This is a genomic window from Paenibacillus sp. FSL P2-0173 (assembly GCF_038008045.1).
GTDB lineage: Bacteria > Bacillota > Bacilli > Paenibacillales > Paenibacillaceae > Paenibacillus > Paenibacillus polymyxa_B.
In genome coordinates this window covers 327545-342173 of record NZ_JBBOYK010000001.1, presented here as the reverse complement: position 1 = coordinate 342173, position 14629 = coordinate 327545, and the positions used below count along the sequence as shown (strand labels likewise).

Sequence of the window (14629 nt, the reverse complement as noted above, 5' to 3'; positions counted from 1 at the left end):
AAATATAAGAGGTTCACTATACGCGCTTCGTTCGCTGAACTAACGGGCAGGTTAGCTCAATAAGAACCCGACGCAACTTCAGGGTTTCCTTAGGCTACATAGGAGCGATAGGGAACTATGCAGTAACTGAGTTCGGCTAGAGCCATGGTTTTTGATGTGACTAATGATAGCGGAAAATCAAAAAAGAACCTGGATAGTTTTATCAGGTTCTTTTATATTGCATATAAAACAGACACGATGATATAATCAGATTGTGACTTCGTAAATTTAAATTGACATAAAAATCAAATTTTATACTTTAACTTTACCATGCCGCTAAACTCTTGTCAAATGTTTTTTTCTCAATTTAATAGTTAGGAGAGATATTGAATGAGTTCTTTGGTTCTCGGTTTTCAGGAAATGGAAAAAACGCAGTTTTTGCTGGTTGGCGGAAAAGGGTTAAATTTAGGGGAATTATCAAAAATTGAAGGAATACCTGTACCAGAAGGTTTTTGTGTTACAACAGTGGGGTATCAAAAAGCCATCGAACAAAAAGAAACGTATTATGCATTGTTGGATCGACTAACAAGGCTAAAAGCAGAAGATCGTGCTCAAATTGGTGAAATCAGCAGGCAGATTCGACAAATCATTATGGAAGTAGAAGTTCCTGCCGATGTTGTGGAAGCAGTTACTCACTATCTCTCCCGGTTTGGAGAAGAACATGCTTACGCAGTGCGTTCCAGTGCGACTGCTGAAGATTTGCCACATGCCTCTTTTGCTGGTCAACAAGACACCTATTTAAATATCATCGGCAAAGAAGCAATCTTGCAGCATATCAGCAAATGTTGGGCTTCCCTATTTACGGATCGCGCGGTTATCTATCGTATGCAAAATGGATTTGACCACAGTCAAGTTTATTTATCCGTTATCGTTCAAAGGATGGTTTTCCCGCAGGCTTCAGGAATTTTATTTACCGCTGATCCGATTACATCCAACCGGAAGCTGCTATCGATCGAAGCTAGTTTTGGACTTGGAGAAGCACTGGTCTCTGGCTTGGTCTCTGCCGATTGTTATAAAGTACAGGAAGGGGAAATCGTCGATAAGAGGATAGCAACCAAAGAATTGGCTGTCTATAGACGAAGAGAAGGCGGAACAGAGACCCGGCAGATCGACCCCGATCAGCAAAAGACTCAAACCCTTACTGAACAACAAATTTTACAACTGGCACGCATGGGAAGACAGATCGAAGCTTATTTTGGCTATCCACAAGATATCGAATGGTGTTTGGCCCATGATACTTTTTATATTGTCCAGAGTCGTCCAATCACGACTTTATACCCGATCCCTGAAGCAAATGATCAGGAAAATCACGTTTATGTATCTGTCGGTCATCAACAAATGATGACTGACCCGATAAAACCATTGGGATTGTCTTTTTACCTGTTAATAACTCCTGCACCCATGCGTATAGCCGGTGGAAGGTTGTTTGTTGATGTTACACATATGCTGGCTTCACCTGTCAGCAGAGAAACTTTCTTAAATACCCTGGGACAATCTGATCCGCTCATAAAAGACGCATTTATGACCCTAATAGAGCGAGATTTTATAAAATCGTTACCAGATGATAGAACAGAACGGAGTCCCGGTAATATCAGTAAAGGTAGGTCGTCTGCAGGTTTTCAAGCACAAATCGAAAACGATCCGGCAATCGTTTCTGATTTGATTAAGAACAGTCAAACATCGATAGAAGAATTAAAACAAAACATCCAAACGAAATCAGGAGCAGATTTATTTGATTTTATTCTGGAAGATCTCCAAGAATTAAAGAAGATCTTATTTGACCCACAAAGTTCAAAGGTTTTTATGACTGCTATGAATGCTTCGTCATGGATCAATGAGAAAATGTACGAGTGGTTAGGTGAAAAAAACGCAGCAGATACGCTTTCTCAATCTGTACCAAACAACATTACTTCGGAAATGGGTCTGGCGCTATTGGATGTCGCAGATGCGATTCGTCCTTATCCGGAGGTAATTGATTATTTACAACATGTAAAAGATGATAATTTTTTGGATGAAATGGTTAAGTTGGATGGTGGACAGGAAACTCAAGACGCTATCTATGCTTATCTCAACAAATACGGAATGCGATGTGCCGGTGAAATCGATATTTCGAGAACTCGTTGGAGTGAAAAACCAATTATACTTGTCCCCATGATTCTCAGTAATATCAAAAACTTTGAGCCTAATGCTGGCAATTGGAAATTTGAGCAGGGGCGACAGGAGGCTTTGAAAAAAGAACAAGAGTTATTAGATCGATTGAAGCAATTACCGGATGGTGAACAAAAAGCCAAAGAAACAAAACGGATGATCGATCTGATCAGGAATTTTATCGGTTATCGTGAATATCCTAAATACGGCATGGTTAATCGCTACTTCGTTTATAAGCAGGCTTTACTAAAAGAAGCCGAACAACTCGTACAAGCTGGCATTATTCACGAAAAAGAAGATATATACGATCTCACTTTTGAAGAACTTCACGAAGTCGTACGCACAAATAAACTGGATTATCAGATCATCAGTAAACGAAAAGACGATTACAAATTATATGAAAAACTAACCCCCCCGCGTGTAATCACGTCTGATGGTGAAATCATTGCGGGTGAGTACAAACGAGAAAATCTCCCAGCTGAAGCGATTGTAGGTCTGCCTGTTTCTACCGGAGTTATAGAGGGACGAGCACGTGTCATCTTAAACATGGAAGATGCTGATCTGGAAGATGGAGATATATTAGTCACCGCCTTTACTGACCCCAGCTGGACACCATTGTTTGTATCCATAAAAGGCCTAGTCACCGAAGTTGGTGGACTGATGACTCATGGAGCCGTTATCGCACGTGAATATGGCTTACCCGCTATTGTCGGAGTGGAAAATGCTACCAAGCTGATAAAAGATGGGCAACGAATTCGTGTGCATGGAACAGAAGGGTATATCGAAATATTGTAATGGCTGAATACGCTAAGTAATAGCCTCTGTCATAATGGACGGCATTAAATGCAACCTGTCATGGATAAAAGGGCGGTTATCCTGTTCGTCCTTTTATCCATGACACAAAATGATTTATACATAGCTGACCCGATAATCTAAATCTCTTGTCCTTTACGGGAATAGGTACAAGTACTTTTCCTCGACTTGAGACAAGAACTTGTACCGTTAGAACAAAAAATCCGCTAAAATAGCGGCTTTTAATGTCTTGTTCTCGACAGTATCGGGTGTTAAATACCCAAATGTGCCCTCAGAGTCGAACCTGCATATTCGCTTCTGAACAAGCCTCTTTCAACCAACTGCGGCATCAGTTTTTCAAAAAATATTTTCATAGATTCTTCTGAACCGCCTGGAAGAGCTATAAATCCGTCAATAGCCCCAGCCTCAAACCGCTCAATAATATCGTTCAATACGTCCTCAACTGTTCCAACGGAAACCCAATGAGCAGATCCGACGACCTCGGGTCTTGCCAACACATCTTCCACTGTAGGCTGATGATTTATAATATACCGGCGCAAAAGCTCAGCATGTGTCCGGCTACGGACTGGGTGATTCGGATCGGGAAGCATATCGGCAGTTACGCGATGTTCCAAAGCAAAGCTGCTTAAATCAAGGCCAAGCACTGACTTGAGCAGTGCATGTCTGCGCTCCATACTTAGATGCGCATGTGCTGACTTATGTAATTCATGCGCTTCCTCGCGAGTTTCAGCCAAGAAAAAATATAATCCAGGCAAAACTTTGATGGCGTTCGGATGGCGTCCATGTTCTTTGGCTCTTTTTCTCAGATCATTTCGCAACTCCACTCCGGATTCAAGGTCTGGCATGGCCGCAAAAATAGCATCCGCTATTGAAGAGGCAAAATTTCGTCCTGTATCTGACGTGCCTGCTTGAAATAAAGGAATAGATCCCGATGTATGGGCAGGTAAAGTAAGCGGTCCCTGGACACTGAAAAAATCGCCTGAATGATTAATTGAAGAAACCTTATTCTTATCAGAAAAATGCCTGACTCGCGGTCAATTACAATCGCTTCATCAGGAAAACTTTCCCATAGTTTGCGTACGACATCAGTAAATTCCATTGCTTTCGCATATCTTTCTTGCGGTGAAGGCATAGGCGAATCACCGAAATTTTCTGCGCCTTCAATCGAAGTTACGATATTCCAGCCTGCGCGCCCGTTACTGAGCCAGTGCAACGACTGAAGCTGCCTTGCGACAACATACGGTGGATTGAAAGTGGTGGAAACCGTTGTCACTAATCCACTCCGCTTGGTTTCACGAGCAATCGCCGCAAAAATCATTGTAGGATCGGGACTGCCAAAGTTAGCGGAATCGCCCAGCATCTGCGGACTAACATAAAGATAATCCGCCTTGAAAATAAAATCGAGCTTTGCCTTCTCCGCCATTTTTGCCAAATCAATGTAATAGTCAATTGACCCCATCTTTTCCACACCGCTGTCCTGGTGCCGCCAACCGTCTCCTTTCATCCAAGTCGCAGATAAGGATAATCCAATGCATAATTGTCGATTTGTAGTCAACTCTATCAACCTTTCTCTATAGAAAAATAATGTTGCGCCTAGGAAATATTCCGATCAGTGCATGCTTAAGTAGGCGAAGCCAACCGAGTTAACATCCAACACCGACGTCTCTCCATGGCAACAAGCGCTCGGTGATCATAATCAGACCTCCGAATTAGTTAATAATGATTCTCATTATCAATATAGATTGTAGCAAGTACTACACAAAATGCAAATATACAAATCGCGAACGCTATATGTAGCATTATCTAATCCAGCCTTGCTGTGTGATTATTTATGATGATCTAATCTTAATCTATGCGTGATGCAGAGGGAGACACACCGAAATTATTTAAATACTTTTGATCTTGAACTTAAATTCTATTTCTTTTAGATGATAGTAAAGTCTATGAATTAATCCGTTTCCTTGGTTAGATAGGATTAAGCAATTGTTTCTATTCAACAAATATCCAAATAGTGATTGAGCTATCGAGAAACGATAGTTCAATGAACAAGACAGCAAGGCTATAACATGTCAAGTTGCATTAGAATTTAAAGAGCTGGAAGTTGCAGTTTCATCTGACCAACCTCCAGCCCGCAAGCTTAAATATCCCGTCGCTCAGGCCAGCTGCAGCGATGGCTTCCCTAATGAGAACCTTACGGTCATGGAACCCACAATTATAGTGAGTTCTATGATGTCCTTCGTCATTGGGGTAAAGTGACTGACTTGACTTGAGCAGAGGTATTTCCGTAAATATCCTTGGCCAGTACGAGAATATGCAGCGTATCGGCTTGGGAGGAACCACCCTGTTTGTATTTAGTAGTTGGAAGCGTTGCTGACCAATTGGCTTTATCTTCTGTAATATCGACACGAATGCCATTGACATAAACTTTAAGCTGTGCAATATCGCTTTGATCTGTGACTGAACCTTCCAAAGCGAGAACATCATCCGTGATTGAAGCATTCAATTTAAGTTCAGGGGTTCCTGTTTCCTTGCGTTTAGAGGGTGGGAGAGCAGTTTGCGGGTTATAGGAAAAGGTTTCATCCTCAAGCGCTGGCGTGCGTGCTGCAATAGGACGGTTTTTGGTAGCCTGCTCATAGGAATAAGCGTAACGAAGCAGGTCATTATCGCTGTATGCGGCACCTGCCATCGTCAGATTAACGGGCATTCCGGTATCCTTCATAGCGCCCATACTCACAGACACACTTGGGATACCGTACTCGCGTAGAATGAAATTCGTATTGGAGAAATAGTTGCCATTCTCCCAAGCCTCCTCATAGGACGTTTCATTCACATCGGAGTCAGCTTTGCCGATATTCGAATTTGCCGGGAATGCAATAAAATCAAGGTTGTTTTGCTTCATCCAATCTTCAAAATCAATCTTTCGTACATTTTCAAGCCCCCTCAGACCTTCCTGAAACTGAGGAATTTGTTCGTAAGGAGTGACGCCTTTCTTTATGGTTTCAATGAATACGTCATAGTGGCCAAGGTCTCTACCACGTTTGGCATCTACCGAACCGGGCGGATTCGGGAAGACGGTTGCAGGGTCGATATTAGCCCATGACGGGAAATTCGGATCGCCCACACTTTTAAGGAATTCCTCAGCAGCATAAGGATTAAGCAATCCGAATTCCTTTTCAACCCACTTTGCCGGCATCAAACCACGTTCCTCAGGTGTTTTTGCTGTTGCCCGGTCTTTCTCGCTGTTCGCCTGCAAGGGGAAGTCAACTTCCACAACCTCAGCTCCAAGAGCAGTTAAATCCTTTACAGCTTTTTCCCATAATGCCTGTATCGAAGGTCTGAATTTGATCGGAGTTGTGGTTTCATGGTCCTTACCAATATAGATTTTCGGAACGCCAATGCGCTTGCCTTTTAAAGCTTGAATGTCTCGCAGCTCTAAATAGGATTTGGGACGGACACTGTTGACAGAAGGGAGTCGAACGGCTTTCTGTTCTCGCCAGAAATCCCCCTTGGTGATCTTATCTTCTACAACGATCACGTCAAGCAAGCGGAGCATGTCCTCGACAGTCCTCGTATGTGGGACAACGACATCCCGTATAGGGAAGAGCGGCCAATTCCCCCGAATGGAGATTAGGCCCCGCGATGGCGTGTAGGCAATTAAACCATTGTTAGATGCTGGTGATCTTCCAGAGGATACCGTTTCTTCCCCCATACCGAAGGCAGCAAGGTTGGCGGCTGTTGATACGCCAGATCCGTTAGAGGAGCCAGAGTACCAAGCTGCAGCCAAATAATTTGGATTGTACGGACTTTCAGCACGGCCATAAACGCCTCTTTGCATTCCCCCTGCTGCCATTGGTGGCATGTTGGTTTTACCAATGAGCACCCCACCGGATTTGCGTATCTTCTCTACTGTAAAGGCATCGTCTTTTGCCATCAGATTTTTGAAAGCCGGAGATCCAGAAGCAACAGTGAGTCCCTTAACCTTGTAGCTGTCTTTAACCGTGTAGGGGATGCCTTGCAGAGGACCGGTCTTAATACCCTGTGCCCTTAGTTGATCAGCCTGAGCGGCTTCTTTTAGTACGTCGGGGTTCAGAACAGGGATGGAATTCAGCCGAATGCCACTAGCATCATAGGCATATACGCGGTTAAGGTACAGGGCGGTGAGTTCGACACTCGACAGTGCTCCTGACTTCATCGCGTCCTGCATCTGAGCAATCGTAGCCTCTTGCAATTGAAATGTAACTAGGGAGGAGACGGGTTCACTACTGGTTTTACTTGAGGAAGAGGGCGAAGGGGTGGCGGATGCAAGGGAGCATCCCGTGAGAGTTAAAATCATACCAGTCGCGATCCATTTGCAATAATTACCGATTACATTCCTTGCATTCGCTTTTAGCATTCGTGCGCACATAGCATTTTCACTCCTTAAATTAGATAGGATCAGGAATTTGAATAGAGAGGAACGAGAAATTAATAAATGTTTCTAATTATACTACTTATTTTCATACGAAATGTCAATTTTTGTAATACGGATATAAAGGGAGCCATTTAAGGTAAAATGGTGCCCGAGATTACACTAGGGAGCTTCCCTAGCAAATCCCGAGCACCAGAGGGCGTTTTCCATGGGTTACACTTGTAAGTCACTGAGGATGAAACACCCAGACATTCTCAATATAGTAAATATTTGACTAATATAAATACGAGCGATCATAATGAAAATTCAATGAAATCCACGTAGGCATCCCAGGTTCCGTCATCGCTCGTCAAGGTGAGTTTGACGTCCTGATCTCCGGTAGCGTGAGTAATGTTGGATAAAGTTTGGACAGTCGGCGTTTTGCCCGTGAAATAAAAGGAACCCACAGTTACTCCTCCAATAACCAAGTCCACTTTGGCCGTACTAGCATTGCTTGAAGCCCCCCGTACTGAGATATTATGCGTAGGGTTGGCAAAATACTGTGAGTATGATGCATAGTCAGCAGTGGAATACAGAGCAGCCCCGTCAAAAGGTGTACTGATCTTGCCCGCATAAGTGCCGCCAATGTTCATGTTCTCAGCTTCAACCTTTGTCCCCGTATTGTTCCCCGTGTTGGGGGTAAACTGCCAGGCATCCAAATTAAATAGATTGCCGTTTCCTGTCCCAGTAAACACCAGATAAATGTTGCGAACCCCAGTTGCATTATTGATCGTGGTCTCTACTTCTCTCCAGGTCTGCATACCTCCAGTTGAAGGTACTTTTAAGGTGCCGACTAAAGGGCCTGTCTCACTGTCAAGACGTACTTCAATACTACCACCGACATTTGTGGCAACATTGGCTTTGAACGTCTTTGCTCCGGTAGAGCCAAAATCAGCCTTCCCGACAGCGACCCAGTCCCCATTGTGAATATTGGTCACATTCAGATTACTGACCGGACCGCCAGTGGCTTGAGTGGGCTCGGACGTAATACCCGCCTGCCACGCCATGGTTTCCGCTTCAACTCTGGTATATGGATTTAGATTGGATAGCTGAGCTATTCCAGTCATATTCCCTTGTACCTCCTGGATGCTTCCATCGGTATTGTACACCAGCTTATTAATGTGAGGAGAGCGATAGCCTTTTCCATTTCCAATTTGTGCCTTGCTGACCGTTTGGGCATGATACACGACGTACCACTCATTTTTAAAGTTAAATACAGCATGGTGGTTGTTGCCGCCAACGCCGAAGAATGTATAGGGGTTTTTCAGGAAATGGCCTTTATAAGTGAAGGGGCCCATCGGGTTATCGCCGACCATATAGCCGATTTCACCTGCAGGGTACTGTGGCGGGTGTGTCCCGGCAAAGTTAATGCAGTAGGAATAATAGTATTTGCCATTGTACTTATGAATACCGGAATCTTCAAATAAGTAAGGTGCATCAATGGTGGTTGTGCTTCCAACAACACTTATCATATCGGCCCCCAACTTGATCACTCTAGCTGTTTTAGGATTAGCAATGGAAGCGGGATCGGATTCGTTAGGAATTCCCCCACCGCTATACAGGTATCCTGTGCCATCATCATCCACCAACACAGCCGGATCAAAAAGCCATGTCACGCCAGCCATTCCAGGCGTACTATGTGTCACAAGCGCTTTACCGAGGGGGTCTGTCCAAGGTCCGATCGGCGTGTCTGCTGTCAGGACTCCAATTCCTGCCCCACCATTGGCAAAATAAAGAAAGAATTTATCTTTGCCATTCAATTTTTTATGCGCAATTGCTGGAGCCCAGGAGTTAGAGGCCCATTTGGCAATGCCTCTACCGTTGTTCTTGTTGTTGGCACCTGCGACCGGTATCGTTCCGTGATCCGTCCAATTCACCATGTCCGCGGAGGAAATGACCTGGATGCGATCCAGTGCACTGAAGTCATTGTCTTTAATCGATCCATCATTGTTATAAACATACGTATCACTTGACATGTAGACATACACCCTTCCACCATATACCAATGAATAGGGATCAGCTCCCAATTTATGATCCACTAGAGGGTTGGAATTTCCAGGGAGTTTAGCCAGTGGTCGATTGGCAGCATCTACACTTAGCACGAGAGAGACACCAAGCAATAAAGTGAAGGAGAGAAATAAAGCTAGACATTTTCTAATCATAACAATAACCTCCGTTTTTTTATATGGTCCAAAGCCGAGCTATTCGTAAATTTATCAAACTCAAGAATATACTCAGACCTCTACCCGTAAGGAGAACTGCTGTGAAGAGGGCACGAGAAATAGACATGAAATCGCTTACATTTATTGAATTTAAAAGTGAACTACGAGAGGAGAGTCACCATATACTGGTCTCTGTTCATTTATTGACAACTCCAGTTATGTGTTGGAGAAAGTATAGTAATCATAAACATTGGGTTATTAAATATTAATATGTAAATTGATTGCAAATAATGGTTTTATTTGGCGCAATCATAGCATGTTCTATCAAAAATAACAATATCATTCTATTTTCTAAAAAAAGCGAATCGAAAGGAACGTAAATTACGATACCAATGGCATGCTGGACCTTTTGCAAAATCGAGATATCCGACCTGTTATTCCAAGCAAGCGCAATCGACGGGTGAAACTTTAAGTTGGCATTAGTTAAACACACTATGTCCATACGTTGTATGCTGAACATGACTGGATAAATTAGTATGAATGATTGCAGCAGAAGAGGCAGCCCTGCAGGGATGCTTTTGCCTGTCCAGGGGAGATTGCATTAATGCAACACTGATATCCAATTTCCAGTATCCTAAATTAGTGCAATAAATGTTGTAAAGTTAGTATGGGCAGTTACCTGATTCATTCATTATTATAAATGCTGTAATCTACATTACCTAGAGTGGGGTGACAAAGTTGAACGAAAGTAAAAAGAAGACGGATCGGCAGTCTGCTGATGGTAGGTGTGTTGACATGTCGGCCGTGTTGAACGGGTGTAGCAGCAATAGCGAGCGGTCACAAGCCGGGTGACACAAAAACTACATGTGCCAGGCTGGAGATAAGAACGGTAAATACGATCAACCGGTAACAATTACGTATTTGTGACCATGGGGTCCAGATGTTAAGTTCAAACCAGGAGAAATCATACCAAATGGACAAAAGAAAAGCTGGGAATCGAGTTGAAAAATCAGTAGGTTTCTCCATCCACAAACAATGCATTTAAGACAAAACTGCGTTTGTCTCTTGTATCAAGCGCTGACTTGCTGATATTATCTCATATCGCGGCGAATTGTTTGATCAATATGCTGACGAGACATGGAAGGAATGTCGAGGGACAAGAACATGGCCCGATTACCAATTATCCAACAAATGGTAGTCATCTTGAACTTTCGAGTTCGTTATCCGTTTCACGGATCGACTTTATCACAAATTCAGAGAAAGCTTTTACTGTTGGAGATAACCACTTTTTCTTTTTAATCAGCATATGGGAGTATATCGGATCGAACTTTTCGGAATGACTTACGATTTTAAGTTTTCCTCTATTCACGTCTTCTTTAACTGTAATATAAGGCAAAAAAGAAAATCCAAGCCCACTCATAACGGTTTGTTTAATCGCCTCAATACTCCATAACTCCATGGTTTGAAATGGGTGAATATCATGCTTTACAAGATATCTTTCAAACATGGTCCGATAACTACAGCTTTCTTCATTCGTAATAAAAAAATGGTTGGTGTTCTCTCGCTTATATTCATCGAAATGGTCTGGACCGTCATTGCTGCACACCAGGACAATGTTCTCCTGGGCCAAAGAATAATGAATGCATTTTTCCGGATGTATTTCCGGGTAGACCATGAAAGCCACATCTACACGTCCACTGATTAAGCCAACCTGGTTTTGTTCACATATACCGTTGATAAGGATGAATTTGACATGAGGATATTTCAAAGAGAATTCCCTTATAATCGGGCTTAATCTAGAAATTGTTAAAGACTCTGGTGCAGCCACCTTTATAGCACCTTTAACCTCCTGGTTGCTTCGTATATTTCTAATCTGGTCATGAGTAGCCAGTAGATCTTCTGCCAGAGGTATTAATTCTCTCCCTAATTGAGTAAGTTTCAAGTGCCTTCTTTCGTAAGTGAAAAGCTCCCCGCCAATCTCTTCTTCAAGCGACTGTATATGGGCAGTGATCGTGGACTGAGTGTATCCCAATTGCAATGCAGCCCCTGTATAACTTCCGATTTCGATAATCGTCTGAAATGTAATAAGGTGTCTAATTTCCATCGATAAAAATGATAATGATTTTGAATATTTCAATTTTATTAATGAACAGATCCATCATACAATGGAATCCTTCTGATCGTAAATTAATCTACAAGGGAGGAAACAATGAATGGAACCGTTCAAAATTTCAATTCCAGAGCAACAACTGCATGATCTGTCTATCAGACTAAAACAGGTTCGATGGCCTTCGAGTTTCTCTGTAGAACCATGGGCTCTGGGGACAGACCGTTCCTTTTTAAAGAGATTAGTTGATTATTGGAGCACGGAATACAACTGGCGTGAACAGGAAGCATGGTTAAACCGTTTCCCGCAGTTTATGGAACATGTGGATGGCTTCGATATACACTTTGTACACGTTCGGGGTGAAGGCACATCCGCACGACCACTGTTGTTGACTCATGGATGGCCAGGATCATTTGTAGAGATGTTAGAACTAATCCCTTATCTAACAACTCCATCACTATATGGTGGACATGCTGAAGAGGCTTTTGACGTGATTATTCCCTCATTGCCAGGCTTTGCATTTTCGAGTAAACCCACACGACCGGGAGTGGGGTCCAAATACGTAGCTACGCTTTGGGCAAAACTTATGGATCGTTTGGATTATGAAAGGTATTTGGTTCAGGGAGGGGATATTGGAGCAGGGGTCTCAACATGGTTAGCATTCATGTACCCTGAACGGGTGATGGGACTTCATCTCAATTATATTCCAGGAAGCTACAAGCCACCCCTCACTCCGAATACACCATCTGTTAGCGAAGAAGAGCAAGCTTACTTAGACATCGTAGCTGAGTGGTTGGACCGAGAAGGTGCTTATAGCGCCCTTCATAGAACGAAGCCGGAAACACTGGCTTTTGCACTAAGTGATTCCCCAACCGGTCTTGCCAGCTGGATGGTAGAAAAATTTCAAGGTTGGAGTGACTGTGACGGGGATATCGAAAGGTCTTTCTCACTTGATCATATCCTCACTAACATATCGATTTACTGGTTTACCAATTCGATTGCTTCTTCCATGCGAATATATACTGAAGGTACCAAAATGCCACTGCATTTCACCGAAGATCAGCGTGTTACTGTTCCAACAGGGGTTTCCTTATTTCCCAAGGAGCTGCCCACGCCTCCCCGAAGCTGGGTAGAACGCGCCTATAATATTACGTACTGGGAGAAAGCGAATAAAGGCGGTCATTTTGCCGCTATGGAAAATCCTAAATTGTTTGCCGAACATCTAAATCATTTTTTTCATTCCATAAGCATCTGATAGTCTCTATCCTTGAGAGGGTTATGAACAACCAGTACATTTTTTACCAGACATACATTTACCCCTTAAAGGGGAATGGACACAAAGTTGGCCCTCAAACTTTGTCTTAGAGATTACCACAGTGAAACTGGAGTTGACCTGACTACTAAGATCATGTGAAAAGGGGCAAATTTTAATTTTGTGTTACTGTAAAATATGTAAATGCAAAGCGGTAACACAACTCAATATTCTTCTACAAAATCACATATGAGATTCATTCCGCTACGGTAGGTTCACATATTAGTCCATATAAAATGAGAAAAATATCGGGGTGTATACACTTAAATAGATACATTTATCCATACTTCTCTTAATTATAATTCAGCCAAGTATATTCACAACCTCAACCATACTACACAGCTTCGATATTGTTATATGAATAAAACTGATCGAAACCGTCAGTATCACTCACTAATCTCAAGGCAAAGGAGCATAGATGATCCAACAAAATAACCAGTACTCTTGAATGAACTTACAGGGCAAAGAGAGCTTGGAATAATTCAATGCGCAATAAAAAGCTCATGTCGTTGGCTTTGCGTCTAGTTATCGAAGAAAAAAAGGACATTGACCATTTAATTAGTCGCTTATTTAGCAGCTTTTTATATTTTGGAACGACTGCCCGAACTAAAGATGAGAGATTTTATTATATTTCCGGAAAGTGTACAGTTCATACTTTGGAAAACCTGACAAGGCCTTGATCGATATGTGGGTGAAAAGGAAAACTGAAGAGGGGGTTATTCGAAAAAATAAATGCGGTGAAACTTGGGGGCACAGTCTAATAAAGCAATTTAATCGCTCTGTAAGCTTGCTAATGATCTCAAAAGAGGGCATCGCATTTCCTTTCTCAATTTGACTAATGTAACCTCTGGTTCCAACATCTCTAGCTAGATCCTTCTGACACATTTATAAACCTTTTTGTAAGTTCTTTTTCTTCTTCCTAGTAAATAAGAATCTGTGTAGCCACGGTATTGGAAGAGGGAGAGGGCTTGGTAATTACAATCGAGCCCTTTTTATTTACAGGTGCAGGGTATGTCGTTGAGCAAACGGATGGATGGCCTTTATGTGTACCCGACAATAGCTTTGTGGCACAACATGAGCATACCATAATAAGGTGTATCAGCCGAAAAATATAAGAATAATCAAAATCTATAAAGAATGAACTGTACCCTGTCAGTCAGACATGAAGAAGAAACTATGTCTACTTGGCAGGGTACTTTCATTGGTTTCTCTGACTTAAGGAGGAAGAATTGATGTGGAAGAAATGTAGTTTGTTTTTATTAGTTCTAGCATTTGTGTCGATTTGCATTTCTGAAATGCCTGCGTCTGCTGCCAGCTCTACAATTACCAAGCATATAGGAAATTCTAACAATGAAATTTGAAATGGAAGGAGAAGATGTCAAAACGTGCTATGAGAGATGAAGCCAAAGCATTGAATCCTTGTTTTTCAATCTTCTATGCCGTGAATATGAGAAAAGGCTGAACCAGCTTGTGAAAGCTTTTTATATTATTTTGTGCTGCTATCCTTCCACTGAGAAAGCTAGGACAGAATCAGGATTTTGAGGCTTCTTTAAGGATGTTATTACATAAGAGCGGATCTTAATACAATCTTAATGCTGTAG

Annotated in this window: 6 protein-coding genes and 1 pseudogene; 2 read left to right on the top strand and 5 right to left on the bottom strand. The window is 42.4% G+C overall.

Annotated features, from left to right (window positions below; all coding sequences use genetic code 11):
• The first annotated feature begins 369 nt into the window (after positions 1-369).
• Positions 370-2982 carry a phosphoenolpyruvate synthase gene (gene ppsA, locus MKX30_RS01270; protein WP_076295110.1) on the top strand — a complete coding sequence of 871 codons (2613 nt, stop codon included), beginning with the start codon at positions 370-372 and terminating at the stop codon, positions 2980-2982.
• Between the two features lie 269 nt (positions 2983-3251).
• On the opposite strand, the pseudogene MKX30_RS01265 reads toward ppsA, so the two are convergent.
• The 4 genes and pseudogenes from MKX30_RS01265 to MKX30_RS01250 form a co-directional block, all read right to left on the bottom strand.
• Positions 3252-4555 (bottom strand): annotated as a pseudogene (locus tag MKX30_RS01265) (NtaA/DmoA family FMN-dependent monooxygenase).
• A 684-nt stretch (positions 4556-5239) separates the two neighbouring features.
• Positions 5240-7405 (bottom strand): amidase, encoded by a 2166-nt coding sequence (locus tag MKX30_RS01260; protein ID WP_341062348.1) that lies wholly within the window; start codon positions 7403-7405, stop codon positions 5240-5242.
• A 296-nt stretch (positions 7406-7701) separates the two neighbouring features.
• Positions 7702-9609, bottom strand: coding sequence for a carbohydrate-binding protein (locus MKX30_RS01255; RefSeq protein WP_341062346.1), 1908 nt, complete (start codon positions 9607-9609; stop codon positions 7702-7704).
• 1198 nt (positions 9610-10807) lie between these two features.
• Complete coding sequence (locus MKX30_RS01250) at positions 10808-11713, bottom strand: LysR family transcriptional regulator (protein WP_341062345.1); 906 nt, start codon at positions 11711-11713, stop codon at positions 10808-10810.
• A 109-nt stretch (positions 11714-11822) separates the two neighbouring features.
• On the opposite strand from MKX30_RS01250, the gene MKX30_RS01245 reads away from it, so the two are divergent.
• Positions 11823-12971 (top strand): epoxide hydrolase family protein, encoded by a 1149-nt coding sequence (locus MKX30_RS01245; protein ID WP_028541598.1) that lies wholly within the window; start codon positions 11823-11825, stop codon positions 12969-12971.
• Positions 12972-13634: 663 nt separating this feature from the next.
• Here MKX30_RS01245 and MKX30_RS27365 read toward each other — a convergent pair.
• The gene (locus tag MKX30_RS27365) at positions 13635-13913 is read right to left on the bottom strand and encodes a helix-turn-helix domain-containing protein (protein WP_076159626.1); all 279 of its coding nucleotides are present in this window, start codon (positions 13911-13913) and stop codon (positions 13635-13637) included.
• Positions 13914-14629 lie beyond the last annotated feature (716 nt).

Coding starts and splice junctions, on each gene's coding strand:
- MKX30_RS01255 (WP_341062346.1), bottom strand. CDS start 9,609: ATGATTAGAAAATGTCTAGCTTTATTTCTCTCCTTCACTTTATTGCTT.
- MKX30_RS01245 (WP_028541598.1), top strand. CDS start 11,823: ATGGAACCGTTCAAAATTTCAATTCCAGAGCAACAACTGCATGATCTG.
- ppsA (WP_076295110.1), top strand. CDS start 370: ATGAGTTCTTTGGTTCTCGGTTTTCAGGAAATGGAAAAAACGCAGTTT.
- MKX30_RS01260 (WP_341062348.1), bottom strand. CDS start 7,405: ATGTGCGCACGAATGCTAAAAGCGAATGCAAGGAATGTAATCGGTAAT.
- MKX30_RS27365 (WP_076159626.1), bottom strand. CDS start 13,913: ATGTGTCAGAAGGATCTAGCTAGAGATGTTGGAACCAGAGGTTACATT.
- MKX30_RS01250 (WP_341062345.1), bottom strand. CDS start 11,713: ATGGAAATTAGACACCTTATTACATTTCAGACGATTATCGAAATCGGA.